The organism is Streptomyces sp. WM6386, assembly GCF_000972385.1.
GTDB lineage: Bacteria > Actinomycetota > Actinomycetes > Streptomycetales > Streptomycetaceae > Streptomyces.
On the sequence record NZ_JXTE01000029.1, the window covers coordinates 52,402 to 77,530 of the forward strand.

Annotated in this window: 20 protein-coding genes and 2 pseudogenes; 15 read left to right on the top strand and 7 right to left on the bottom strand. The window is 69.8% G+C overall.

Translation table 11 applies throughout. The features are described 5' to 3' along the window. Nucleotides 1–10: 10 nt before the first annotated feature. Both TN53_RS19390 and TN53_RS19395 read left to right on the top strand, forming a co-directional pair. Complete coding sequence (locus TN53_RS19390; protein ID WP_046259809.1) at nt 11–409, top strand: nuclear transport factor 2 family protein; 399 nt, start codon at nt 11–13, stop codon at nt 407–409. A gap of 23 nt (nt 410–432) precedes the next feature. After that, nucleotides 433–828: a nuclear transport factor 2 family protein gene (locus TN53_RS19395; protein WP_046259810.1), complete on the top strand. Its 396-nt coding sequence runs from the start codon at nt 433–435 to the stop codon at nt 826–828. A gap of 67 nt (nt 829–895) precedes the next feature. On the opposite strand, the gene TN53_RS19400 is transcribed toward TN53_RS19395, so the two are convergent. Beyond that, a complete protein-coding gene (locus TN53_RS19400; protein ID WP_046259811.1) occupies nt 896–2,533 on the bottom strand; it encodes a flavin-containing monooxygenase in 1,638 nt (545 codons plus the stop codon). Between the two features lie 179 nt (nt 2,534–2,712). Here TN53_RS19400 and TN53_RS19405 point away from each other — a divergent pair, with 179 nt between their 5' ends. The 6 genes from TN53_RS19405 (at nt 2,713) to TN53_RS19430 (ending at nt 7,691) form a co-directional block, all read left to right on the top strand. Beyond that, nucleotides 2,713–3,105 carry a carboxymuconolactone decarboxylase family protein gene (locus tag TN53_RS19405; RefSeq protein WP_095046588.1) on the top strand — a complete coding sequence of 131 codons (393 nt, stop codon included), beginning with the start codon at nt 2,713–2,715 and terminating at the stop codon, nt 3,103–3,105. Between the two features lie 43 nt (nt 3,106–3,148). Beyond that, a complete protein-coding gene (locus TN53_RS19410; RefSeq protein WP_046259812.1) occupies nt 3,149–3,889 on the top strand; it encodes an SDR family NAD(P)-dependent oxidoreductase in 741 nt (246 codons plus the stop codon). A gap of 55 nt (nt 3,890–3,944) precedes the next feature. Continuing rightward, nucleotides 3,945–5,153, top strand: coding sequence for an NAD(P)/FAD-dependent oxidoreductase (locus TN53_RS19415; protein ID WP_046259813.1), 1,209 nt, complete (start codon nt 3,945–3,947; stop codon nt 5,151–5,153). Between the two features lie 18 nt (nt 5,154–5,171). Next, the gene (locus TN53_RS19420; protein ID WP_046259814.1) at nt 5,172–5,366 is read left to right on the top strand and encodes a ferredoxin; all 195 of its coding nucleotides are present in this window, start codon (nt 5,172–5,174) and stop codon (nt 5,364–5,366) included. Between the two features lie 48 nt (nt 5,367–5,414). Further along, complete coding sequence (locus TN53_RS19425) at nt 5,415–6,653, top strand: cytochrome P450 (protein ID WP_046259815.1); 1,239 nt, start codon at nt 5,415–5,417, stop codon at nt 6,651–6,653. A 96-nt stretch (nt 6,654–6,749) separates the two neighbouring features. Further along, nucleotides 6,750–7,691, top strand: coding sequence for an SDR family NAD(P)-dependent oxidoreductase (locus TN53_RS19430; protein ID WP_046259816.1), 942 nt, complete (start codon nt 6,750–6,752; stop codon nt 7,689–7,691). A gap of 69 nt (nt 7,692–7,760) precedes the next feature. Here the strand turns inward: TN53_RS19430 and TN53_RS19435 are convergent, their stop codons facing one another. Further along, complete coding sequence (locus TN53_RS19435) at nt 7,761–9,218, bottom strand: MFS transporter (protein ID WP_046259817.1); 1,458 nt, start codon at nt 9,216–9,218, stop codon at nt 7,761–7,763. Between the two features lie 207 nt (nt 9,219–9,425). After that, nucleotides 9,426–10,463 carry a LacI family DNA-binding transcriptional regulator gene (locus tag TN53_RS19440; protein ID WP_046259818.1) on the bottom strand — a complete coding sequence of 346 codons (1,038 nt, stop codon included), beginning with the start codon at nt 10,461–10,463 and terminating at the stop codon, nt 9,426–9,428. A gap of 265 nt (nt 10,464–10,728) precedes the next feature. Here TN53_RS19440 and TN53_RS19445 point away from each other — a divergent pair, with 265 nt between their 5' ends. The 5 genes from TN53_RS19445 (at nt 10,729) to TN53_RS19465 (ending at nt 20,041) form a co-directional block, all read left to right on the top strand. Beyond that, nucleotides 10,729–11,676, top strand: a complete 948-nt coding sequence (locus TN53_RS19445) for a carbohydrate ABC transporter permease (RefSeq protein ID WP_046259819.1) — start codon at nt 10,729–10,731, stop codon at nt 11,674–11,676. Further along, nucleotides 11,673–12,494: a carbohydrate ABC transporter permease gene (locus TN53_RS19450; RefSeq protein WP_046259820.1), complete on the top strand. Its 822-nt coding sequence runs from the start codon at nt 11,673–11,675 to the stop codon at nt 12,492–12,494. The genes TN53_RS19445 and TN53_RS19450 overlap by 4 nt, the downstream gene beginning before the upstream one ends. 55 nt (nt 12,495–12,549) lie before the next feature. Then, nucleotides 12,550–13,815: an ABC transporter substrate-binding protein gene (locus TN53_RS19455; RefSeq protein ID WP_046259821.1), complete on the top strand. Its 1,266-nt coding sequence runs from the start codon at nt 12,550–12,552 to the stop codon at nt 13,813–13,815. Nucleotides 13,816–13,817: 2 nt separating this feature from the next. Further along, nucleotides 13,818–16,937, top strand: a complete 3,120-nt coding sequence (locus tag TN53_RS19460; RefSeq protein ID WP_046259822.1) for an alpha-L-rhamnosidase — start codon at nt 13,818–13,820, stop codon at nt 16,935–16,937. Between the two features lie 65 nt (nt 16,938–17,002). Continuing rightward, complete coding sequence (locus TN53_RS19465) at nt 17,003–20,041, top strand: alpha-L-rhamnosidase (RefSeq protein ID WP_046259875.1); 3,039 nt, start codon at nt 17,003–17,005, stop codon at nt 20,039–20,041. 66 nt (nt 20,042–20,107) lie between these two features. On the opposite strand, the gene TN53_RS19470 is transcribed toward TN53_RS19465, so the two are convergent. Beyond that, a complete protein-coding gene (locus TN53_RS19470; RefSeq protein WP_052745249.1) occupies nt 20,108–20,482 on the bottom strand; it encodes a hypothetical protein in 375 nt (124 codons plus the stop codon). A gap of 270 nt (nt 20,483–20,752) precedes the next feature. Here TN53_RS19470 and TN53_RS19475 point away from each other — a divergent pair. Continuing rightward, nucleotides 20,753–21,850, top strand: a pseudogene (locus tag TN53_RS19475) (MMPL family transporter); the annotation flags it as partial. A gap of 307 nt (nt 21,851–22,157) precedes the next feature. Here the strand turns inward: TN53_RS19475 and TN53_RS48365 are convergent. Both TN53_RS48365 and TN53_RS19480 read right to left on the bottom strand, forming a co-directional pair. Further along, nucleotides 22,158–22,406: pseudogene (locus tag TN53_RS48365) on the bottom strand (EF-hand domain-containing protein); the annotation flags it as partial. A gap of 9 nt (nt 22,407–22,415) precedes the next feature. Further along, nucleotides 22,416–23,156: a hypothetical protein gene (locus TN53_RS19480; protein ID WP_046259823.1), complete on the bottom strand. Its 741-nt coding sequence runs from the start codon at nt 23,154–23,156 to the stop codon at nt 22,416–22,418. Between the two features lie 235 nt (nt 23,157–23,391). On the opposite strand from TN53_RS19480, the gene TN53_RS19485 reads away from it, so the two are divergent. After that, nucleotides 23,392–23,655, top strand: coding sequence for a GlsB/YeaQ/YmgE family stress response membrane protein (locus tag TN53_RS19485; protein WP_046259824.1), 264 nt, complete (start codon nt 23,392–23,394; stop codon nt 23,653–23,655). 107 nt (nt 23,656–23,762) lie between these two features. On the opposite strand, the gene TN53_RS19490 is transcribed toward TN53_RS19485, so the two are convergent. Next, a complete protein-coding gene (locus tag TN53_RS19490) occupies nt 23,763–25,100 on the bottom strand; it encodes a DUF3500 domain-containing protein (RefSeq protein WP_046259825.1) in 1,338 nt (445 codons plus the stop codon). Nucleotides 25,101–25,129: the final 29 nt, after the last annotated feature.

The following is a 25,129-nucleotide window of genomic DNA, read 5'->3' on the forward strand; positions in this document are numbered from 1 at the left end:
TGGAGAGACGATGAGCGAATCCACACAGGCGTGGGTCTCGGCGGGCGTACGTGCCGTGATCGGCGCGCACACCCAGGCCCAGGACGCCGGCCGCACCGACGACGTCGTCGCGCTGTACCCGCCCGACGGGGTCCTGGAGCTGCCGGGCATGGACCCCGTCCAGGGGCACGACGCGCTCCGGGCGGCCTTCAAGGGCTGGGCGCCGACGCAGCCGCAGCAGCACCTGGTGGGCAACACCGTGGTGACGCCCACGGCCGAGGACGAGGCGACGGCCGTGAGCGACGTCGTCTTCTTCCAGCGCGGCGACACGGGCTGGACGGTCCAGGTCGTCGGGCGCTACGAGGACACCTTCCGCCACATCGACGGCGCCTGGCTGCTCCAGCGACGCGCCACGACCTACCAGGCCTGAACCGAACCCTAGGGAGACCCACGATGACCGTAACCGCCGAAGCGGCCCTGGCCGGTGTGCAGAACGCGATAGCCGCGTACACCCACGCCCTGGACGCGGGCCGTACCGAGGTGCTTGCCGAACTGTTCACCGAGGACGGTGTCGCCGAGATCGCGGGCCAGGGCGTCTTCGAGGGCCGCGAGGCGATCCGCAAGGGCTACGCGGCCTTCGCCCCGCAGGCCCCGCAGCTGCACCTCGTCGGCAACACCGTCCTCACCTCGCCGCCCGGTGACGAGGTGACGGCCGCCAGCAGCCTCGTCTTCTTCATACGCGGCGAGGCCGGCTGGGCCCCGCTGCTCGTCGGGGCCTACGAGGACACGCTGGTCCGCGAGGACGGCGGGTGGAAGTTCCGCAAGCGGATCACGACCTTCCAGCCGTAGCGGAACCGCCCGTACGACCCGGACGCCCGTGCCCCTGGTCCCCAGGCGGCACGGGCGTTCTGCGTACTCAGGCCTCCGGGTCGGCCGGCTTGGAGAAGGCGAAGGCCGGGAAGTCGGCCTCCACGGACTCCTTGATCAGCTCCTGGAGCTTCCACCGCCCGGTCGGGTTCAGCAGCTGCTTGACCGGCTTGCCGGGGATGTTGGCGCCGTAGAAGTAGCTGCTCTTGAGGAAGGACGACTGGCCCGCACTGTCGTTGACCAGGTCCGTCCACTCCTGCTCCGCGTCCGAGGTCACCTCCACGACGGCGTGGCCGTGGTCGCGGGCGTGCACGATCAGGTCCATGACGTAGTCGACCTGGTCGCCGGAGTAGCGCGGGTTGTTGCCGAGCGCGCCGTGCGGCCCGCCGGGGAAGTAGAAGTTGGGGAAGCCGGCGGTGGTGACGCCCAGGTAGGTGGACGGTCCGTCGGCCCAGTACTCCTCCAGCGGCAGCCCCTGCCGGCCGCGCACGCCCAGCCGGTTGAGGGCGCCGGTGCCGAAGTCGTAGCCGGTCGCCCAGATGATGATGTCGAACTCCTGGTGGCCCTCGGAGGTCTCGATCCCGGTCTCGGTGATGCGCACGATCGGCGTCTCGTTGATGTCCACGAGCTCCACGGTCGGCTTGTTGTACGCCTCGTAGTAGCCGGTGCCGAACGGGGGTCGCCGGCCGCCGTAGCCGTGCCCCTTGGGGATCAGTTTCTCGGCCGTCGCGGGGTCCTTGACGATGGACCGGATCTTGTCGGCGATGAACGCACAGAACTCCTCGTTGACCGTGGCGTTCGTGGTCATGTCGAAGTAGTGCTCCGACAGCTTGGTGAAGCCGGGGCTGTTCCACTTCTGCTCGTAGAACTCCTGGCGTTGCTCCGGGGTGTCGTCGAGACCGGAACGCATGGTGATCTGGTGGAGGAAGCCACTGGGTGAGGTGTTGAGGGTGTCCCGGATGGACTCGAAGTCACCCTTGAGCCCGGCCTGTTCCTCGGCGGTGATCGGCCGGTTGTTCAGCGGGGTCAGCCAGTCGGCCACCTTCTGGTACACCGTCAGCCGCGCGACCTCGTCGGCGATCGCGGGCACGATCTGGACGCCGCTGGAGCCGGTGCCGATCTGGGCGACCCGCTTGCCGGTGAAGTCCACCGCAGTCTTGGGCCAGCGGCCGGTGTGGTGCTGCTCGCCGCGGAAGTCCTCGCGCCCCGGGATGCCGGGGGTGAACGGCACGGAGAGGATGCCGGTCGCGGCGACGACATGGCGGGCCCGGTGCTCGGTGCCGTCCTCGGTGCGCACGGTCCAGACGCCGGAGGTCTCGTCCCAGACCGCCGTGGTCACCTTCGCGCCGAACACGATGTGACGGCGCAGGTCGAAGCGGTCGACCACGTAGTTGAAGTAGCGCTCGATCTCCGGCTGGCCGGCGAAGTGCTCCGACCACTCCCACTCCTCCCACAGCTCCTTGGAGAACAGGTAGCCGTAGGTGTAGCTCTCGGAGTCGAAGCGCGCCTGCGGGTAGCGGTTCCAGTACCAGGTGCCGCCCACACCGCTGCCCGCTTCGAGGAGCTTCGTCGAGAAGCCGGAGTCCTGGGCCCGGTACAGCTGGTAGATGCCGGTGACGCCGCCGCCGATGACCAGCACATCTACGAGGCCCTGGTCCGCCGGGCCGGTCTTCGTGGTTTCGCTCATGTGCTCTCCCGCGTGAGCCTGGATTGATGTTTCGACCGGTCAGTCGAATAATGAGGCTGAGAGTAGAGGAGGGGTCGGATTCATTCAATGGATGTGAATCTCGCCCTGGAGATTGATTGTACCGACCGTCTGGTCTAACTTTCGCTCAGGGACGCGAAGCCGCGCAACGGGAGTCAGACATGAGTGACGAAGGCGTCAAGGAATCCACCGATCTGCGGGCCGCGGGCTGGAAGGCCATGCGATCCGCCCTGCCGGGCGTGTTCCCCGACGGCGACCTCGACCTCCGGGACGGTCGCCTCGGGGAGGACCTCGTCGACATAGGCCTCACCAGTGTCTGGGGAGCGCTGTGGGGCAGAGAGGGGCTCGCGCCGCGTGATCGCAGCCTGGTCACGCTCGGCATCCTCATCGCCCTCGGGGCCGAGACCGAGCTGAAGACCCACGTCCGTATCGCGCTGACGAACGGACTGACCCAGGACGAGATCGCCGAGGTCATCTACCACTCCAGCGGTTACACCGGTTTCCCCCGGGCCGTCGCCGCCCGGACCGCCGCCCGCGAGGCGCTGGAGGGCTGACCACTGCGGTCAGTACGCCACACCACTCATACGAGGAGCACGCATGTCACTTCAGGGAAAGGTCGCGGTCGTCACCGGCGGCGCCCGCGGTATCGGACGCGGGATCGCGACCGTGCTCGCGGCCAAGGGAGCCGCGGTGGCGGTCTGGGACCTGAACACCGAGGGCGCGGAGAAGACCGTCGCCGAGATCCAGGCGGCGGGGGGCAGGGCCCTCGCTGTGGGCGGGGACGCCGCCGACGCCGAGGCCGTGGCCCGCTCCGCGGCGCGCACCCGCGAGGAGCTCGGCCCGGTCACCATCCTCGTCAACAACGCGGGGATCACCGCCTACGAACCCTTCACCAGCATCAGCGAGGCCTCCTGGGACCGCATGATCGGGATCAACCTCAAAGGCCCGTTCCTGGTCACCCAGCAGCTCGTCCCCGACATGCTCGAAGCAGGGTGGGGCCGGATCGTGAACATCTCCTCGTCCTCCGCCCAGACCGGCGCCCCGGCCATGGCCCACTACGCCTCGTCCAAGGGCGGGGTCATCGCCCTCACCAGGGCGCTGGCGGTCGAGTACATCGAGAAGGGCATCACCGTCAACCATGTCCCGCCGGGCTTCATCGACACCCCGCTGGTCCGCCAGGGCCCCATCGACGTGGAGGCGGCCGCGGCCACCATGCCGATGAAGCGGGCCGGCACCCCCGAGGACGTCGCGTACGCCGTGGCCTACCTCGTCTCGGAGGAGGCGGCCTACGTCACCGGCCAGACCTTCGGTGTCAACGGCGGGCGCTACGTCTACTGATCCGCCCGCCCGGCCCGCATCGACACACCGCACCAACGCTGCACTGGAGCCACGCATGAGCATCGACGACGACGTCAGGCCCCCGGCCCACGTCCTGGTAGTGGGCGCCTCCGCGTCCGGACTGACCACCGTGGAGGCGCTGCGCCGCAGGGGCTACGAGGGCCGGATCACGGTGCTCGGCGACGAACCGCACGCACCGTACGACCGACCGCCGCTGTCCAAGCAGGTGCTCTCCGGCGCATGGGAGCCGGAGCGGGCCGCGCTGCGGACACAGGACGTACTGTCCGCGCTCGACGCCGAGTTCGTGCTGGGCGACCCGGCGGTCGGCCTCGACACCGCGTCACGGACCGTGCGCACGCGATCCGGGCGCGAGCTGCGGGCGGACGCGATCGTGATCGCCACGGGCGTACGCGTCCGGCGGCTGCCCGGACAGGGCGACCTGACCGGCGTCCACGTGCTGCGCACCCTCGACGACTCGCTCGCCCTGCGCGAGGACCTGCTGGCCGCCGCACGGCTGGTCGTCGTCGGCGAGGGCGTCCTCGGCTCCGAGATCGCGGCCACCGCACGGACCCTGGGCCTGGACGTCACGCTCACCGGACCGCTGGCCGCGCCGATGGCGCTCCAGGTCGGCCCGCTGGTGTCCGGCGTACTCGCCGACCTGCACACCGAACGCGGCGTCAGGCTCCGGCTCGGCAACGGCGTCACCGGACTCACCGGTGCGGAAGGCCGGGTCACCGGCGTGCGGCTGACCACCGGCGAGGTGCTGCCCGCCGACGTCGTGGTCGTGGCGATCGGCGCGACACCGGCGACGGAGTGGCTCACCGACAGCGGCCTCGAACTCGACAACGGAGTGGTGTGCGACTCCCGTTGCCGGGCGGAGGAGGGGATCTACGCCGTCGGCGACGTGGCCCGCTGGCACCACGAGGGCCTCGGCCGGCTCATCCGCCTGGAGAACCGGACCAACGCCACCGAGCAGGCCATGGCGGTGGCCGCGGAGATCCTCGGCGAGAGTCGGCCCTATACGCCGGTGCCGTACTTCTGGACCGACCAGTACGACGCGAAGCTCCAGGTGCACGGCTTCCTGCCGGTCGACGCCGAAGTGGACCTCGTCGAGGGGGATCTGACGGCCCGTCGCTTCGTCGCCCGGTACCGGGTCGACGGCCGGGTCACCGGTGTCCTCGGCTGGAACATGCCCAAACAAGCCCGCCTGCTGCGCCGGTCGATCGTCGACGGGCTGCAGGCCGCCGCCACCCCCACGAACTGAACGATCAGGAGAAGTCCCATGAAGGTTGTCGTCGACGAGGACAAGTGTGTCGCCGCCGGTCAGTGCGTGTCGGCCGCCATGGACGTGTTCGACCAGCGTGAGGAGGACGGCATCGTCGTCGTCCTCGACGAGAACCCGCCGACGGAGCTGGCCGACGACGTCCGCAACGCCGCCGCGGTGTGCCCGGCCCTGGCCATCCGCATCGAGGAATAACCCCCGAACCTCACCCCTTCCCCCCGCACCCATCACCGGAGGAGAACCATGGCCGAGGCAGACACCCGGCACGCGCCCGACGAGGCGACGTACTTCTACCAGGACGACCGGGACGCCAAGTGCCCCTTCGCCCCGCCGCCGGGGCTACGCGCCCTGAACGAGAAGGGCCCCGTCTCGCGGGCCCGCATCTGGGACGGCAGCACCCCCTGGCTCGTCACCGGCCACGCCGCGCAGCGCGCGATCCTGTCCGACCCCCGGGTCAGCTCGGACGACAAGCTGCCCGGGTTCCCGTTCCCCAACCGGCCCATGGCGGAGACCGCCCATCTGCACCCGCTGACGATCTTCAACGCCGACGGCGCCGACCACACCCGGATCCGCCGCATGATGACCCGCCCCTTCACCCGCCCCCGGATGGAGGCGCTGCGGCCGGACATCCAGCGGTTCACCGACGAGCTCATCGACAAGATGCTGGCGGGCCCCAAACCGGTCGACCTGATGACGGCCCTGTCGCTGCCGCTGCCCTCGCTGATGATCTGCGCACTGCTCGGAGTGCCGTACGACGACCACGACTTCTTCCAGGAGCACGCCTCCTTCGCCACCCGCAGCGACAAGACCACCGAGGAGCAGACCGCGGCCAACCAGGCGCTCGGCGGCTATCTGGCCGGACTCCTCCAGAAGAAGATGGACGAGCCCGCCGAGGACGTGCTCTCGGACTTCGCCGCGCGGATCAAGGCAGGGGACCTCACCCTTCCCGAGGCCACCCTGCTCTCCATGATCCTGCTGATCGCCGGTCACGAGACCAGCGCCAACATGATCACGCTCGGCACGGCTCTGCTGCTGGAGAACCCCGAGCAGATCGCGCGGCTGCGCGAGATCGAGGACACCCGGGACGCCGCGGGCGCGGTCGAGGAGATCCTGCGCTATCTCACCGTCGCCACGTTCGGGCAGCGGCGCATCGCCGCCGAGGACTTCGAGTTCGAGGGCGCGCAGATCAAGGCGGGCGACGGCATCATCGTCCCGCTGCCGGCCGGCAACTGGGACCCGGAGGCGTTCCCCGACCCGGAGAAGCTCGACCTCACCCGCAAGGCGACCCATCACCACGCCTTCGGCTGGGGGATCCACCAGTGCCTGGGCCAGCAGCTCGCCCGTATCGAGCTCCAGGTCGTCTACGGCACCCTCTACCGGCGCATCCCGACCCTGCGTCTCGCCGTCGACCGTGACGAGCTCGCGTTCCGTCCGGCCGACGCACTCGCCTTCGGCATCGGTGAGCTGCCGGTCACCTGGTGACAGGGCCGACCGTCCATCGATCCGCGGGTCCCTTCCGTACGGGCGGGGGCCCGCATCCGTTCCGCATCCCGAGCCGCAGTACAACAGGAGTCAGCCATGAGTGAGTTCAGCTTCGAAGGACGCGTCGCGGTCGTCACGGGCGCGGGCCGGGGCATCGGCCGTGCCCATGCCCGCCTCCTGGCGGCGCGCGGCGCGAAGGTCGTCGTCAACGACCTGGGCGGATCGATGGAGGGTGACGGCACGGACACCGGGCCCGCGCAGCGGGTCGTCGAGGAGATCACCGAGGCGGGCGGCACAGCCGTCGCCGACACGAACGACGTGTCCACGCAGGCCGGGGGTGAGGCGGTCATCGGCACCGCGCTCGAACACTTCGGCCGGATCGACATCCTCGTCAACAACGCCGGGATCATCCGCTGGGCGGGTCTGCCGGAGGTCGACGCGGAGAACCTGGAGCGCCATCTCGCCGTGCACCTCGTCGGCTCCTTCAACACACTGCGCGCCGCCTGGCCACACTTCGTGGAGCAGAACTACGGCCGGGTCGTGCTGACGACGTCCAGCGGTGTGTTCGGACTGCCCAACAACCTGTCGTACGCGGCGGCCAAGGGCGGCACGATCGGACTCGCCCGCAGCGCGAAGCTGGCGGGGGAGCCGCACAACATCAAGGTCAACCTGATCGCCCCGGCGGCCATGACCCGCATGGGCGGCGGCTCAGAGGAGGAGCCCACCGAGGCGGTGCCCGGGCAGCCGTACATGCCGTCGGACGCGGTGGCGCCGATGGTCGCGTACCTCGCCCACGAGAGCTGCCCGGTCAGCGGCGAGATCTACACGGCCGGCGCGGGCCGGTTCGCCCGTCTCTTCATCGCGTCGACCGAGGGTTACGCACACGTGGACGGTCCGGCCGGCATCGAGGACGTGGCCGCGAACTGGGACGCGATCAACGACGAGAAGGGCTACTACGTGCCCTCCGACCTGATGGCCTGGTCCGGCGCCTTCCTCAAGCACCAGTTCGGGCCGGACGCCGGCTTCGCCGCCTCGTAGGACCGCAGGCCGCGACACGGCTGAGGGCCGGGCGAACACGCCCGGCCCTCAGCCGTTCCCGCTGTGCGGTCAGGCCGCCTGGCCGACCTCGGCCTCGTCCAGGCGCCTGCTCCTGGGGACGAGGAGAGTGAGCAGTGTGCCCACGGCGCAGCAACCGACCACCAGCCAGAGCCCGTTGGTGAATCCGGTGTCGAGGTAGAACTGAGTGCCCTGCATGACCGCCCCGTGCTGGGCCATCACCACGAAGGCCAGCTGCGAGACGACGATCTGGGCGACGCCCTGACCGAGGGTCTGCGCACCGTTGGCCAGGGCCTGTTCCTCGGGGGTGACCACCTCGATGATCATGATGGGCACGATGGCCATGACCATGCCCGTGCCCAGCCCCGCGATCAGGCCCATGCCGACGATCTGGGGGGCGCTGTGGTGCAGTTGGGTGCCGATGCCGTAGCCGAGGACGGTGAGGGCGGAGCCGCTGCCCAGCAGGATGCGCGAGTCCACCTTGCGGGCGAGCCAGCCGGTGCCGACGGCCGCGATGATGATCATGGCGCTGATGGGGCTGGTGACGATGGCGTTGTGGGTGCCGGACCAGCCCAGGCCTTCGGAGACGTGGGGGATCTGCGGCATCAGGATCAGCATCTGGATCACGACGCCGACGGCGCTGAGCGCGCCGGCCGCCACCGACGTGGCCAGGAGCACGGTCCACACCTGGCGGCGTCGGGTCATGGTCAGTGGGAACAGGGGCTCGGCGACCCGCCGCTCGACGAGCACGAAGACGATCAGCGTGATCGCCGCCCCGATCACATACGCGGCGAACTTCGCGCTGCTCCAGCCCCAGTGCGAGCCCTGGCCGACCGCGTAGACGATCGCCGTGACCGCTGCGCCGAGGAGGAGCCCGCCGGTCCAGTCCATCCGGCCGCCCCGCTCACGGACCGGGCTCTCCGGCACGAAGACGGCCACCAGGGCGAAGCTCACGGCGGTGCTGATGGCCATGAACCACAGCACGCCGCGGAAGCCGTAGTCGTCCAGGAGCCAGCCGGACAGGAACGGGCCGCCGAAGGCGACGAGGCCGACACCGCCGGCGAGGATGCCGCTGGCGAGTCCGACCCAGCGGCGGGGGAAGACGTCGCGGGTGATCGCATAGGCCAGCGGGGCCGTGGCCGCGTAGACGCCCGCGATGCCGCGCCCGATCAGCAGGGTGCGGTAGTCGGTGGCGACGGCGGCGATCAGGTCGCCGACGAAGCCGAGCCCGGTGGCGACGAGCAGAACCTTCTTCTTGCCGAACAGGGCCGCGGCCTTGACCGCGAACGGCAGGAAGAAGGTGCCGGTCAGCAGGGTCATCAGGGTGAACCACGCGATCTCCGTGGTCCGGAAGTGGATCGCCACCTCGGCCTGCGCGATGCCGGACAACGCGGCCATCAGCGCGACGAGTTGGACGGTCCAGACGAGTGCGACGACGACCAGCGTGTTGCGTGCGCTGGATCGTGGTCTCTCGGGCGCTGGTGGGGAGGGGGTCTGTATCTGGGACATCGGTGGCCTTCCAGGGATGAGCGGAGGAGCCGGAAAGATAGACCTGCCGGTCGGTACAATTAACGTGTCCGCAGGACAGGCGGGTTTTCCGTCCCGGTGAGTGGGACCCTCGGCCCGAAGAAGGCTTTGCGTGAGTTACGCAACTACTTGTTACCGTGATGGGTGCGCGCGGCGTATCGCGGACCCTGAGGCGGGGGTGTCGGCGCCCTACTCCGTCAACCGCGCCGTGGACCGCCGCGCCACGAGCGTGGGGGAGAGGATGACCTGGGCCGAGTGGCGGCCGCGGTCGGTGATCCGTTCCAGGAGGAGACGGACGGCGTTTCGGCCCAGTTCGCGGCCGGCCTGGTCGACGCTGGTGAGGGAGATCGGGCCGAACGCGGCGAACGTGGTGTTGTCGTAGCCGGCCACCGAGAGGTCGCCGGGCACCGACAGTCCGGCCTCGGCGACCGCCTCCAGCACACCCATGGCCACGATGTCCGCCCCGGCGAAGACGGCCGTGGGCCGGACCGGACGGGCCAGCAGTTCCCGCGCGCCCCGGTAGCCGCCCTCCTGGGTGTAGCTGGTGGAGATCACGTCGATCCACTCCTCCAGCCCCTGCTTCCGCATCGCCTGGCGATAGCCGTCCGCGCGCCGGGCGTTGGGCATCTCGGTGAGGCGTGTCGGGTCGGTCTCGTGGTGTTCGATGTGGGCGATCCGGCGATGCCCGAGCGCGGCGAAGTGGCCGACGATCAGGGCCGCACCCTCGACGTCGTCGTCGGCCACGGTGTCGTACGCCGAAGAGGATCCGTGCCGGCCCACGACGACGGTCGGCACCGCGGTGCCGACGCGCTCCAGATGGGCACGTGAGGACACCGGGGCGACCAGGATGATGCCGTCCATGCCGCGGTCGATCATCGCCTCGGTGACGCGGGCCTCGGCCTTCTCCCCGTTGCATCCCGGACCCAGGAACACCTGGTACTCGGTGTCCTCCAGCGAGGCGGTGATGCCGTCGAGGATCTCGGGGAAGAACGGGTTGCGGATGTCGGGCAGCATCACGCCGATCGTGTAGGTCTGCCCGCGCAGGCCCCGGGCGCCCGCATGAGGGCGATAGCCCAGCTCGTCGATCGCCCGGCGCACCTTCGCGCGCATCTCGGGGCTCGCCCCGTACGCGTTGCGCAGCACCTTGGACACTGCGGTGGTCGACACCTGGGCGTGACGGGCGACGTCGACGATGGTGACCCTGCGACGCGGTGCTGGCGGCTCCATCCGGTCCTTGCCTCTCCGGGAAACGTTGCCGCCGAGTGTAGGGCGGATTCCCGGTTTCAAGAGCGTCTTCGGCGAGGGCTCTCGCCTTCGTCGCCGTAACAAAGGCGCAGTGTGCGCGGCATCTTGACGTCGCGGGGGAGGCTCTTTAGGGTCTGGCACACCCTTTGGGCAACGTTACCCACACACACCAGGAACCCCATGGCGTCCGACCGGTGCAGAACCGTTCAACGATCCGCGTGAAACGTTTCAAGAAAGGGGGTTGCAGATGGCTCTCGCCCCGCAGGAGCAGCTCCCGGACCCCGACCGGCACACCGGCACCGCGACGGCTCCACGCATCCGACGGCCGCGTGCCGGACCGCCGTGGTGGTTCGCGCTGCCCGCGATACTGCTGTTCGCCTTCGTGGTCCTGGTGCCGAGTGCTCGCGGCGTCTATTACGCCTTCACCGACTGGGACGGCCTCGATCCCGACTTCGCGTTCGTCGGCCTGGACAACTTCACCGCCATGCTCAGCGACTCGGACGCCACCCAGGCCATCTGGCACACGCTGCTGATCGCCGTGTCGATCACGGTCGTCCAGAACGCCGTGGGCCTGCTGCTGGCGCTGGGGGTCAACTCGGCCATCAAGTCCCGCAATGCGCTCCGGGTGTTCCTGTTCGCTCCGGCCGTGATCACGCCGATCGTCACCGCCTACCTCTGGCGCAACCTGCTGGGACCCGACGGCGCGGTCAACAGCGCGCTGGGCGCGGTCGGACTCGACGGCTCGCGGCAGGACTGGCTGGGCAGTCCGCGGCTCGCCCTGTGGTCGGTGATCGGGGTGATCGTCTGGCAGTACGCGGGTTACTCGATGGTCATCTTCCTGGCCGGACTCCAGTCCGTACCCAAGGAGATCCACGAGGCGGCCGCCATCGACGGCGCGGGCCCGGTGCGCCGCTTCTGGTCGGTCACCCGCCCGCTGCTCGCCCCGGCCCTCACCATCAACCTGATGCTGTCGATCATCGGCGGTATCAAACTCTTCGACCAGGTCTACGCGTTGACGGGCGGCGGCCCCGGCCACGCGACCGACACCCTCTCCACCCTGATCTACAAGGACGCCTTCACACTCGGCGAGTTCGGCTACAGCATCGCCCTCGCGGTCGTCCTCACGATCATCGTGGCGGTCGTCTCGACCGGTCAGTACCTCGTGCTGTCCCGCAACGAGAGGACCATGACATGATCCGCTACCGCCGCCGCACCCTCGCGCTGGAACTGGCGATGATCGCCGCCGCCCTGGTCGTCGGCTTCCCGGTGTACGTCCTGGTCAACATGGCCCTGCGACCGGCGTCGGACACCTCCTCGCCGATCAGCCCGACCGCCTCGCCCACCCTGGACAACTTCTCGCAGGCCTGGCAACAGGGCGCGCTCGGCGGTGCGTTGGCCAACAGCGTGCTGGTGACGGCGTGCAGCGTCGCCATCGTGCTGGCCGTCTCCTCGCTCGCGGCGTACCCGCTGGCCCGCGTGGCGGCCCGCTGGTCGCGAGGCACGTATCTGCTGTTCCTCCTGGGCCTGGTCCTGCCCTTCCAACTGGCCGCGCTGCCGCTGTACCAGACCATGCGCGACATGGGACTCCTCGGCACCCCCTGGGCCCTGGTCCTCTTCTACTCCGGCCTCCAGGTGCCGTTCACCGTCTTCCTCTACGTCGGCTTCCTGCGCGCCCTGCCCCGGGACTTCGAGGACGCAGCCCTGATCGACGGCTGCACACCGCTCCAGGGCTTCCGCTACATCGTCCTGCCGATGCTCAAACCGATCACGGTGACCGCCCTCGTGCTCAACACGGTCGCCGTCTGGAACGACTTCTTCACCCCGCTGCTGTACCTCAGCGGCAGCGCCCAGCAGACCCTGCCGGTCGCCATCGCCGGGTTCGTCGGCCAGTACGTCACCGACTGGAACCTCATCTTCGCCGCACTGGTGATCAGCATCCTGCCCGTCCTGCTCGTCTACTTCCTGCTCCAGCGCAGCATCATCAACGGCTTCGCGGGCGGGCTGCGCGGATGACACCCGAGGTCCACCCGTCACCGAGGCCCGGTGGCTCTTCCCCGAGGGGGACATCATGAAGACACGCACACTGCCGGTACTGATCGCCGCGTTGACGGCCGGCGCCCTGCTGGCCGCCTGTAGCGGCGGCACCAAGGCCGGGGGATCCGGCGGCGGTTCGAAGACGCTGACGCTGGCCTCGGTCGACCAGGGTTCCGTCGAGGACGTCGTCAAGGCGTTCGAGAAGGCCAATCCGGGTGTCAAGGTCCGCTACACCACCAGCGGCGCCGACCAGTACCAGCAGCAGATCCGCACCCAGCTGTCCTCGGGCACCGCACCCGACGTGATGTCGGTCTGGCCCGGCAACGGCAACCCCGGCGCCACCCACGTCCTGGCCGAGCCCGGCTATCTGCGCGACCTGTCGGACCAGCCCTGGGCCGCCAAGATGCCCGACGCGATCAAGAGCGTCGCCCAGTACGAGGGCAAGACGTACAACGCGATCTTCGGGCAGAACGGCATCGGCGCGGTCTACAACCAGCAGGCCATGGCGAAGGCCGGCCTCACCCCACCCGACACCTGGACCGGCCTGCTGGCCTTCTGCAAGGCAGCGAAGGACAAGGGGACCCCGGCTTTCGCCCTGGGCAACCAGGACAACTGGGTGACCCAGCTCGTCCTGTACGCGCTGGTCGCCACCACCGTCTACGGCCCCGACCGTGACTTCGACCAGAAGATGCGGTCCGGCGAGGCCACCTTCGCCAAGTCGCAGTGGACCACCGCCCTGGACAAGTACCTGACGATGGAGAAGAACGGCTGCTTCCAGAAGAATCCGCTGGGCACCAACTACGAAGCCAGCCAGGCCCTCGCAGCCACCGGCAAGACCCTCGGCATCATCCAGGGCAACTGGGTGATCGCCCTCCTGAAGGGCAAGAACCCGCAGGGCACGTTCACGCTCAAGGCGCTGCCGGCCACCGACGACCCGTCCCGGACCCTCATCCCGGCCGCCGCGGGCGCCGGCTACGGCGTCAACGCCAAGGCGAAGAACACGGAACTCGCCCTGAAGTTCGTGGACTTCGTGATGTCGCCCGAGGGCATGAACCTGTTCGTCAAGAAGCAGGGCGGCCTGCCCAGCCTTCCGGACACGGGATATGCGGCGGACCCGGCCCTGGCCGAACTGTCCACGTTCATCACCTCCAACCGCACCGTGCCGTTCATGGACCAGCTCTGGCCCAACGCCAAGGTCCAGCAGACCATGCTCGCCGGCCTCCAGGAGATCTTCAGCGGCCAGTCCACCCCCGACAAGCTCCTCGACGAGATGGACACCGACTACAAGGCCGGGAGCTGACCATGAGCGACATCGTGAGGGGCACCTTGAGCCGTAGACAGATGGTCGGCACCATGGCGGTCTCCGCGGCGGGACTGGCCGTCTCGCCCGCGCAGAAGGCCTACGCCGACGAGGAGGACCACGGACACGGAGCCAGGGTCACCGGTCTGGCCGTGGACGGCCGTGAGGACGAGCCGCTCGGTGTCGACGACCCCGCCCCGGGACTGAGCTGGCGGGTGGTGGGAGCCGGAGCGGGATGGACGCAGTCCGCCTACCGCATTCGCGCCGCGCGCACGGAGGCGGACCTCGACCGGGGCCGTCCGCTGTGGGACAGCGGCAAGGTCCACTCCTCGGCCCAGACCGATGTCCTGTGGCGCGGACCCGCGTCGGCCTCGCGCGAGCGGGTGGTCTGGCAGGTACGGGTGTGGAGCACCGACGGCGACGCGACACCGTGGAGCCGGCCCGCCTCGTGGGAGACGGGCCTCCTCAAGCGCTCCGACTGGGGCGGGGCCCGCTGGATCGAGTACCCGGGCCGCACCGTCGACCAGCCGCTGCCCGTGTTCGCCCGCGCCTTCCGCACCGACGGACGGGTCGTCAGGGCGAGGCTGTACCTGTCGGGCGCAGGACTGCACGTGGCCCGGCTCAACGACCGTCCCGTCACCGATGAGGTGCTCGCCCCGGGCAACTCCAACTACCAGCTCTCCACCGAGTACCGGGTCCACGACGTCACGCATCTGCTCCGCCCCGGCGACAACACCCTCGGCGTCGAACTCGGCCACGGCACAGCGCTGGTGACCCGCTCCGTCACCAACCCCGCGACCGGCCGTACCGCCCCGTACAGCTGGTGGCAGAGCCAGTTCAAGGGCAGCGGCACCCTTGTCGCGCCCGCCGAGCGTGGCGCCACCACCGTGCGGGTGAGCAGCGTGGCCAACTACCACGTCGGCGGCACCGTCGACATCGACACCGGCGACGGCGGCGAGCGCCTGGAATCACGCACCATCACCGCGATCGGCACCACCGACATCACCTTCCACCCCGGCCTCGCCTCGGCACACGCGAGCGGGGCCGCCGTCTCCGCCTCGGGCAACTCCCTCGCGAGCACCGACCCGAGCGCGGGTGCCGCCGTCTCCCCGCGGCTGATCGCCCGCCTGGAACTCACCAAGGCCGACGGCACGGTCCAGAGCGTCGTCAGTGACCGCTCCTGGAGAGCGGCTCTCGGTCCGACCGTCGTCGCCAACTGGTACTCCGGATCCGACCACGACGCCCGCCGTGAACAGCCCGCCTGGACCGCCCCCGGCGCCGACCTCGGTGACTCGGCGAAGCGGCGCGACGGTACGGCCGTGGGCTGGGTCGACGCCGGCATCGCCCCGCCGCCCAACCTCACCACCGAACTGGTCTGGCGGGTCGCCGAGCCGCTCAGGGTCCTCGACCGGCTCCGCCCGGTCGGCGTCACCCAGCCCCAACCGGGCGTGTGGGTCTTCGACTTCGGCCAGAACTTCGCCGGATGGCCACTGCTCCGGCTCGACGGCCCGCTTCCCGCCGGCACCACCGTCAAGCTGTATCCCGCCGAGTCGCTCAACGCCGACGGCACCGTCAACCAGGCGTCGATCATGGGCGGCGGAGCCGCTCGCGGGACCGACGTCTTCGCCACCTACACGACGTACGGCGACCGGCGAGGCGAGCGGTGGCATCCGCGGTTCCACTACTTCGGCATGCAGTGGCTCCAGGTGACCGGCCTGCCCGAGGGCTACGTACCGAGCCAGGACACCGTGACCGGCCTGCAGATCCACGCGGACGTGCCGCAGGCCGGTACCGTGCGGACCTCCGACGAGCGGATCAACCGCGTTCACCGCATGGCCCGTTACTCGATCATGAGCAACACCATGTCCACGTTCACGGACTGCCCCGGCCGCGAGAAACTCGCCTACCCCGCCGACTACGTCCAGCCCTTCGGCTCCCTTCACCGCTCGTTCGGATACGAGGCCTACCTGCGCACCATGCAGCGCCACCTCGCGGAGGGCCAGTCCAGGGCCGGCGACAACGTCGGCAACGTGGCGCTCAAGGCCCCGGTGTACGACTGGGGTTACACCGGCCGGTTCGGCGACGAGATCAACTGGGGCAACGGCATCGTCCTCGTGCCGTGGCTGCTGTACGAGACGTACGGCGACACCCGGACGATGAGCCGCTACTACCCGCAGATGCAGGCCTTCCTCACCTACATCAGGACCAAGAAGGCCGGCACCGGCGCGGACGCCCACCTCGTCGACGCGGCGCTCGCCGACTGGATCGCCAGTGAGAACACCTCGGGCCGCATCACCGGGACCTGGGGCTATCACCAGATCGCCGACCGGATGGCCCGGATGGCGGCGTTGATCGGACGTAGCGCCGATGCGGCCGGGTACCGCAACCTGGCCTCCCACATCAAGGACGCCTTCAACGACGCCTTCTACCACCCGGAGTCGGGCCGCTACACCGACGGCACCACCGGGGCGACCCAGGCCGCGCAGGCGCTCGCGCTCGACGAGGGCCTGGTGCCCGAGGGCGAACGCGGGAAGGTCCTGGGCGCGCTGGTCGAACTCGTCCATGCCCACCGGCCGTTCGGCGGCGGACCGCACTTCAGCGGCGGCACCATCGGCCTCGCCGCGATCGTGCGTGCCCTGCACGCGGGCGGCCGCGACGACGTCCTGTGGGAGGTCCTCCAAGAGGACACCCGGCCGGGCTACGGCTACTTCATGGCCCCCACCACCGCCAACCCGGGCGGCCTGACGACCGTTCCCGAGCAGTGGGACATGGGCAATTCCAAGAACCACATGATCCTGCTGCAGATCGAGGAGTGGTTCCACAGCGGCCTGGTCGGCATCCGGCAGGCGCTCGGCAAGGCCGGCTATCGCGAACTCGTGATCGACCCCCGCCCCGTCGGCGATCTCACCCACGCCGAAGGTGACTACCGCACCCCGTACGGCGTGGTGTCCGCGCGGTGGACCCGCAAGAACGGCCGCTTCCGCCTCGACGTGGAACTCCCGCCGAACACCACGGCCGAGATCCGGATGCCCACGGACGACCCCACACCCCATGTCGTCGGCTCGGGACGGCACACCTTCACCACCAGCGACGTCCGCGACACCGAAAGGACCAGGGCGTGAGCCATGTACGTCGTCGAACAGTGCTCGCCGCGACCGCCGGCGCCATGTCGACAGGGCCCGGCCTCATGACAGCCGGGACCGGCGTGGCGGCGGAAGCCTCCCGTCATGCGCAGCGCGGCCCGGTGTCGGGGCTGACCCTGGAACACCGCACCGACCCCCTTGGCATGGACGCGAGCAGGCCGCGCTTCGGGTGGCGTACGCGGTCCGCGACCCGAGGGTGGAGCCAGGGGGCGTACCAGATCCTCCTCGCGACCTCCCCGGACCGGCTGACCTCTTCCCGTGCCGACGTCTGGAACAGCGGACGGGTCCGGTCCTGCGACTCCGTCGCTGTCCGGTACGACGGCAAGCCGCTGCGTGCCTCGACCCGCTACCACTGGACCGTCACCGTCTGGGACGCCGAGGGCCGCCCCGCGGGCACCGCCCCCGCGGCCTTCTTCGAGACCGGGCTCCTGAGCGCCGACGGCGCCACCGGCTGGGACGGGGCGCAGTGGATCGGGATGAAGGGGAGGACCCCCAACTCGCCCGGGGCGCCGATGCTGCGCAAGCAATCCGCCCTGGACAAGCGCATCCGTGAGGCCCGGCTGTACGTCTCGGCGCTCGGCGTGTACGAGGCCTACGTCAACGGGCGCCAGGTCACCGTCCCGCAGGACGGCGCCACCACGACCGAACTGCTGCCCCCGGGCTCGACGAACTACGACGCGCGCGTCAACTACATGACCTACGACGTCACCGACCTCGTCACGCGCGAGCGGGCGCAGGCGACGCTCGGTTTCGTCCTGGGCAATGGCTGGTACAACGGCCGTATATCCGACGGCAGTACCTACTACTCGCCGGACGGCAACGCCTTGGCCGTCAAGGCCAAGCTGCTGATCCGGTACGCCGACGGCACATCGCAGACGGTCGTCACCGGGACCGACGGCGGCTGGAAGGCCACCGACACGGGCCCTTACCGCGCCGACGACATCTACGACGGCCAGACCTACGACGCCCGCCGGGAGCTGCCGGGCTGGACGGCGCACGGATTCGACGACTCCGCCTGGTCGGACGTGGAGCGGGTCGCCTTCGACGACAAGTTCCCGCACGCGCAACTCCTCGCCTACCCCGGCGAGACCGCACGCTTCATGCACCGCTGGGACCGGCGACCGCGGTCGATCACCGTCGCCACAGGGGTGACCGGACAGGACGGCAGCCCCAACGGCAGGGGCCGCATCGTCGTGGATCCCGACCGCACGGTGACCGATCCCGCGAAGGCGTCCTCCGCCCCGGTCACGATCGGCAGGGGTGAGACAGCCGTCTTCGACCTCGGCCAGAACATGGTCGGCGTGGCCCGCTACAGCCTGCGGGGACCGGCCGGAGCCAAGGTCGAGTTCAGGTTCGGCGAGATGCTCAACGACGACAGCGCGGGCGCCGACGGCCCCGAGGGCTCCCTCTACCGGGCCAACCTCCGCAGCGCCAAGGCCACCAGCACGTACATCCTCAAGGGCGACCGGCACGGCGAGACCCACCAGGACTCCCTGACCTTCTACGGCTTCCGCCATGTGTCCGTCACCACGACGGACACCGTCACGGTCACCGGTCTGACCGGCAAGGTCGCCACGTCCGCGATCCGCGAGACCGGCACCGTCACGACCAACGATCCCGATGTCAACCAGCTGGCGAGCAACATCCGTTGGGGCCAGCGCGGCAACTACCTCTGGGTGCCCACCGACTGCCCGCAACGCGACGAACGCCTCGGCTGGACCGGCGACACCCAGGTCTTCGCCACGACCGGCCTGTACAACGTGGACGCCGGGGTCTTCCTCAGTCACTTCCAGGACACGGTCGTCGACTCCCAGGCCGTCTACGGTATGGACAAGGCCCAGTTCACCGGGGTCGCCCCCACCGGGCGTTACAACTTCCCCGGTGGCGGCAGCGGTTGGGCGGACGCCGGTGTCATCGTGCCGTGGACCGTGTGGCAGATGACCGGTGACGCGACCGTCGTCAAGGACAACTGGCCGGCGATGACCCGCTACCTGGACTGGATCCAGGAGCAGACCGGCGACACCTACGCAGGGCAGGGCTCTCTCACCGGCGACTGGCTGGGACCGCAGAAGACCAGCGCCCAGATGATGAGCGACGTCTACTACGGCTACAGCACCCGGCTGATGGCACAGATGGCCCGCGCGATCGGCAGGACGGGCGAAGGGGAGACGTACGACCGGCTGTTCGCACGGATCAAGCAGGCGTTCATCGCCAAGTACCTGAGCACCGAGGGCGGCACGGTCACGGTCAGGTCCAGCCTCGGCGACGCCTCCCCGATCGAACCGGGCTCCGACCCCGATCAGAAGACGGAGGACGACAGCCAGACGGCCCTGCTCTGGGTCCTCAATCTCGGCTTCTACGAGACGGAGGCCCAACGCCGCACACTGGTCGCCCACCTCGCCGACAACATCGGCAACGACGCGGCCTACAAGGCCGCGCACCCGAACAGCATCCGGGTCAGGTACGCCGAGAACACGCTGTCCGTCGGCTTCCTCGGCGTGAACGTCCTCGCCCCCGTCCTCACGGACGAGGGCCGCGCGGACCTGGCGTACCGGCTGCTGCACCAGGACGCGCTGCCGTCCTGGCTGTTCTCGGTGAAGAACGGCGCCACCACCGTCTGGGAGCGTTGGAACTCCTACTCCGAGGAGGACGGGTTCGGCCCGGTCGGCATGAACTCCTTCAACCACTACGCCTACGGCGCGATCATGGAGTGGATGTACGCCTACATGGCCGGCATCGCCCGCGACCCCGACAGCCCCGGGTTCAAGCGCTTCCTGCTCCAGCCCCACATCGATCCGACGGGCCGGATCACACGGGTGTCGGGGGTGTACGAGTCCCCGTACGGCGAGATCAGAAGCAAGTGGAGCGTCGACGGCGAGGGTCGGACGCTGGTCTACGACGCGGTCGTGCCCGCCAACAGCGAGGCGACCCTGCGCCTGCCGGCCGCGTCCGCCGACGCGGTCCGTGAGGGGCGGACCCCGTTGGCGCGAACGGCGGGCGTGTGGTTCCTCGGCCACGCGGACGGGGTGGCCTCGTACCGGCTGCCGTCAGGGCGCTACCGGGTGACCCGCCGGCTGCGGTGAACCGTGGGCCGGAGCCTCGGATGCCTCACATGTAATCGAAGTACCGGTCGTGCCAGTCCGACTTCCCTAGCTCCTCGTCGTCGTCCTCGGCCTCGGCCAGGCCTGCGGCCACGAGCACCGCCGCCAGCTCCAGGTCTGGCCCTCTTCACAGAGGTCTCCCTCACCGACATACATGAATGCGGTGACGAAGTAGGTGCCGAAATTGCTCATCGCGACCCCCATGGGCTTGTCGAAGCCTGTCGCGTCCGCCGGGATCTCGATGACACCGTAGAAACTGGAGTCCTGGCCCCGGCTACCTGAGCGGGACGGCCCGAAGCGTTCCTGACAGGCGCTCACGAGCCGGGCGAAACAGTTCCGCGAGGTCTCCTGGTCGAAGTCCGCGGGTCGTTCCAGATGACTGGGGTCGTCGTGTTCCAGCAGGAGCGCACGGATCTGGTCCATCGGGAGCGTGTCGTGTTCTTCCGTCAGTTCTCGTACGGGGACGGGTGGTGGTGGGCCCATGGTGCGGGCCCACCACCCTAGGGCGTGCAGCGGTCCGGCATCCCGGGCCCCGCGTCCTACGCACGCAGCATTCGGCGCTCGTCCTTGAGGAGGAGACGAGCGCCCCGCCTCGTGCAGGGCCACCAACGGGGAGTGCCAGCACCAGCACGATGCCCCCTGTCCGGCCAGGCTGGTGATCTACCCGAACCCAGACCTGGAGATCCGTTTCTCGTGGCTACCTTCCTGTATCGGATGGGCCGGGCCGCCTTCCGGCGGCGCCTGCTCGTGGCGCTGTTGTGGGCCGTGGTCCTCGGCGCCGTCGGCCTGGGCGCCGCCAAGGCGCCCGCCGCCTCCGACGACGGCACGTCCTTCATGCCGGGCATCGAGGCGCAGAAGGCCTTCGACCTGATCGGGGAGCGTTTCCCCGGCGGGGACGCCAATGGCGCCGACGCGCGGATCGTGTTCACCGCACCCGACGGGGAGAAGGTGACGGCGGCCGGCCACCGCGCCGCCATCGAGTCGCTCGTCGCCGAGGCCGCCGACGAGCCCCAGGTCGCCGGCGCCACAAGCCCGTTCACGGCGGGCGCGGTGAGCAAGGACGGCTCCACCGCCTACGCCACGGTGGACTACAGGGTGAAGGCGGACGATCTCACCGACGCCGACAAGGCCGCGCTGGAGAAGGCCATCGACGAGGCCCGCCACTCCGGCCTCACGGTCGAGGCCGGAGGCACCGCACTCGCCACCCGGCCCGCGGCGGGCGGCGTCTCCGAGGCCATCGGTATCGCCCTCGCCGCGGTCGTCCTGCTGATCACCTTCGGATCCCTCGCGGCGGCCGGCCTTCCGCTGCTCACCGCCATCATCGGTGTGGGCGTCAGCATGGCCGCCATCATGACCCTGGGCAGCGTCTTCGGCCTCTCCCTGACCACCGGGACGCTCGCCACGATGCTCGGCCTGGCGGTCGGTATCGACTACGCCCTCTTCGTGGTCTCCCGCTACCGGGAGGAGCGTGCCAACGGACACGACCCGCGGGAGGCGACCGGCCTCGCCGTCGGCACGGCCGGCTCCGCCGTGGTGTTCGCCGGTCTCACGGTCGTCATCGCACTGGCCGGCCTGACCGTCATCGGCGTTCCGATGCTGGCCAAGATGGGGCTGTGCGCCGCGGGTGCGGTGGTCGTCGCCGTGCTGATCGCGCTCACCCTGGTCCCCGCGCTGCTGGGCATGTGGCCCGACGCCGTACTGCCCCGCCGTACCCGCAAGAACGGGGCCGCGACTTCGTCGACGCAGGACAACGGCGGATCCCGGTGGGCACGGTTCGTACTGCGCCGCCCCTGCGCGAGACGGCACCGCGGTCCGTGGTGTGTGAGGAGGACTGTCCTCGAACCTTTCTCGGAGCGCGATGAGCCACAGCTGGCAGCGGCGGGCGGCGACCCGTCCCCAAGCCGTCGAGGCCACCACACTGGTGCTGCTGTTCGCCCTCACCGTCGCCGGTGTCCTCTCACCCGGGCGGTGGTGTCCGGGACACCGCCCCTGTGGTTCGGCATCGCGCTCGCCGCCGTGGCCTGCGCCGCACTGCCCCTGCGCCGCGAGCGCCCCCTGGCGGTACTCGCCGCGACGACGCTGTGCACCATCGCCCAGGGAAGCCGAAACGACGGTCCACGACGGCCGCGAACTCCTCCAGCGTCAGCACGGCGTCGCCGTTCTGGTCAGCGGCGTCGAACAGCGCGGAAGAGGCGTCGGCGTCCCCCACGGCCCAGAACGGCAGGGCCCCCGACACGGCGAGCGTCGGTCCCTTCGACCGCAGGGCGATGATGACCTCCTGCTGGCTCAGGGTCCCGTTCTGGTCGAGGTCGAGGGCTTCGAACAGGATCCGGGCCTTGTCACTCATGGGTCGTCCTCATTCGTCGCTCCGGATCAGGGCGAGGTCCGCTCCCCACGCGTCCAGCACCGCCCCGTGCCCGGTCTGTCGGGCCGCCGACTCGACGCGGGTGAAGAGGCGGCGTTGCAGGGTCACGTCGCCGGTCCGCGCGATGCGGTCCACGGCGTCGAGGAGCAGGCCGGTGTCCCAGCCGGGCAGTGGACGGCGGGCGAGTTCCCATTCCAGGTACTTGTTGTAGGGACGGGGGCGGCGGTCGAGGGCGAAGAGCAGCTCCAGCAGGAACCGCACGCTGTCGGCGGCGTCGAGGCGGGCGGCGAGGCCATGGCCGTCGCGCGCGTTCTTGAGGGACCGGTAGAGGGAGTTGGCGTAGGCGTCGAGCCAACCGCCTGCGTCCCGGTCGGCCTCGTCGGCGTCCAGGAGTGCCTTGGCGGCCAGGATCCGGGCGATGCCGCCGTCCAGCCGGTCGAGCACGATCCGGGCGCGGGCCAGGGCGTAGCGCTCGAAGCCGGGCATGCCGGCCGTGCGGAACTCGGTGAGCGAGATGACGACGAGATCGAGCCCGGCGGTGCGATAGCCCTGGAACCGGGTGAGATCCGTGGTCGCGGCGTCGGCGAGAACGACGTACAGGTCGTGGTCGGAGTGCTCGGTGACCATGCCCTCATGGGCGCGGGAGCCCTTGAGGACCAGGCCGACGACGTCGGGGTCGGCGAGGGCGAGCGTCACGAAGGAGTCGTAGGTGAGGAGTTGTCGAGCGGTCATGGGGTGATCTCCAGGGAGGCCTGCGGCATGGCTGTGGGGGCGGCCCCGCGGTCGGGGCGCCCCTACCGTCCGCGGCGGCACTCGGCCGCCGCCCGGGAGATCAACGCACAGCCGGACGGTATGCCTTGACCGGCCCTGCCCGCAGCCGATTTCGCGGCCGTGAAACGGATCTGCGTGGCATCGACTCGAACGGGCACTCGTACGTCACCAACGAGTGAGGGGTGGCATACCGCCCATGGAGATTTCAGGCGTCATCAGCGCGATCGTGATCGGCATCGTGATCGGTGTGCTCGGCCGGCTCGTCATTCCTGGCCGTCAGCGCATCGGCATCCTGTGGACGATCGCCATCGGTATCGTCGCCGCGTTCATCGGAACCGGCATCGCCTCAGGCCTGGACGTCGCCGACACCGACGGCGTCGACTGGGTCGAGTGGCTCATCCAGATCGCCCTCGCGGCCCTCGGCGTCGCCGCGCTCAGCAAGGTGAAACTGCGCCGTTGACGGAAGGCGTCGGTAGGGCTCCGCCGACCGTCTGCCGCGCACAGTGAAGGGCCGCACCCGCGACGGGTGCGGCCCTTCACGATGACGGGATGTTCACGCCGCGCGCGTCACCGGTGATGCGGCGACGTCAGGTAGTGCTGCCTGAGGAGCTCCTTTCCGTAGTCGTTGCCGTTCGGGGTGCGGATGACGGAGTGGACGTGCATCTGGGTGGGAGTGCCCTCGGTGCCGCCGTAGGCACCGCGCAGCGGGCCCGGTGCCTGGCAGTCCACCTCGATCCACACGACCGGGCTGTGCACCCGGACATAGAAGGCGTCGTCGTCACCGGTACCGCCGGCCCAGGTGACGTAGGTGTCGGAGAGATGCTTGCGGATCTCGGCCAGCGTCACCTTGGCGGCGTCGGCCTTGGCGCGGCCTACGAAGGCCTGCGCGATGCCGAGGAGCTTCGTCTTCTGCGCGCCGGTGAGGGAGTTGCCGCGCAGGCCCGTGTACGCCTGGACCGTGTTGTCGGAGAACGCGCCCGCTTTCATGGACTCGTTCGACTTGGTCGAGGACTCGATGGCGACTTTCTGCTGTGCCTCGGTCAGGGAGTTGACGAAGGCGAGACTCGCGACGACCTCCTCGTGGCAGACGGTGACGGTCTCGCCGTCGATCTCCATGGAGGTCGGTTCGGAGCCCCAGAAGCAGGGGCTCATGACGACCTGGTCGCCGAGCACGAAGTAGTTGACGACCAGGTGGTGACCGTCGAACTGGAAGCCCCAGGGCTCGGTCGTGGACGGGGTGCCCATCACCGTCCAGTAGTAGGCGTCCTCGTTGAAGGCGGTGGTGTTGCCGATCGCCTCGCCGGCCGCCTGGTTGATCTTCCGGATCTTCTCCGTGGTCTCCAGGCCGTCGGCGCTGAGCGCGGCCTTCAACAAGGCGGTGCCCAGCGCCTGCTGCTCATCCGTCAGGTCGGCGAGGGAGACACCCTGGCGATCGTAGGAGTCGATGTTGCTCCACAGCCGCCACTCGGTGGAGTGCACCGTGAACTGCGTCGAGGACTTCTGGGTGTCGCTGAGCCCGGCCAGGAACGCGTTCGCGGCCGAGATCACCGGAGCGGTGGCCACCTTCGTGGAGTGGATCGTGAAGAGATCGTCGATCCGCTTGCCGTCGGTGGTGAGACCGAAGAACTCCTCGGTGATCGACTGGTTGCCGGGGCCGCCGGTGCCGCCGCCCGGACCGCCGCTGGGGGCACCGCTCGGCGAGGCGCTCGCCGTGGCGTCCGCGGCGGCGGTCGTGTCGTCGGCGAGTGCGGCCCAGGCCCCGGCGCCGCCCATCGTGGCGACGGCCGTCGCACCGCTGGCGAAGAAGACCTTGCGCATGAAGTTACGGCGGCTCGCGTGAGTACGGCGGCCGGCTTCGGACTGCGGCTCCCGGGCCGTGGGCTCACCGGTGTCGAGCTCGGTCATCGTCGCTGATTCCCTTCGTCGTGGGCGCG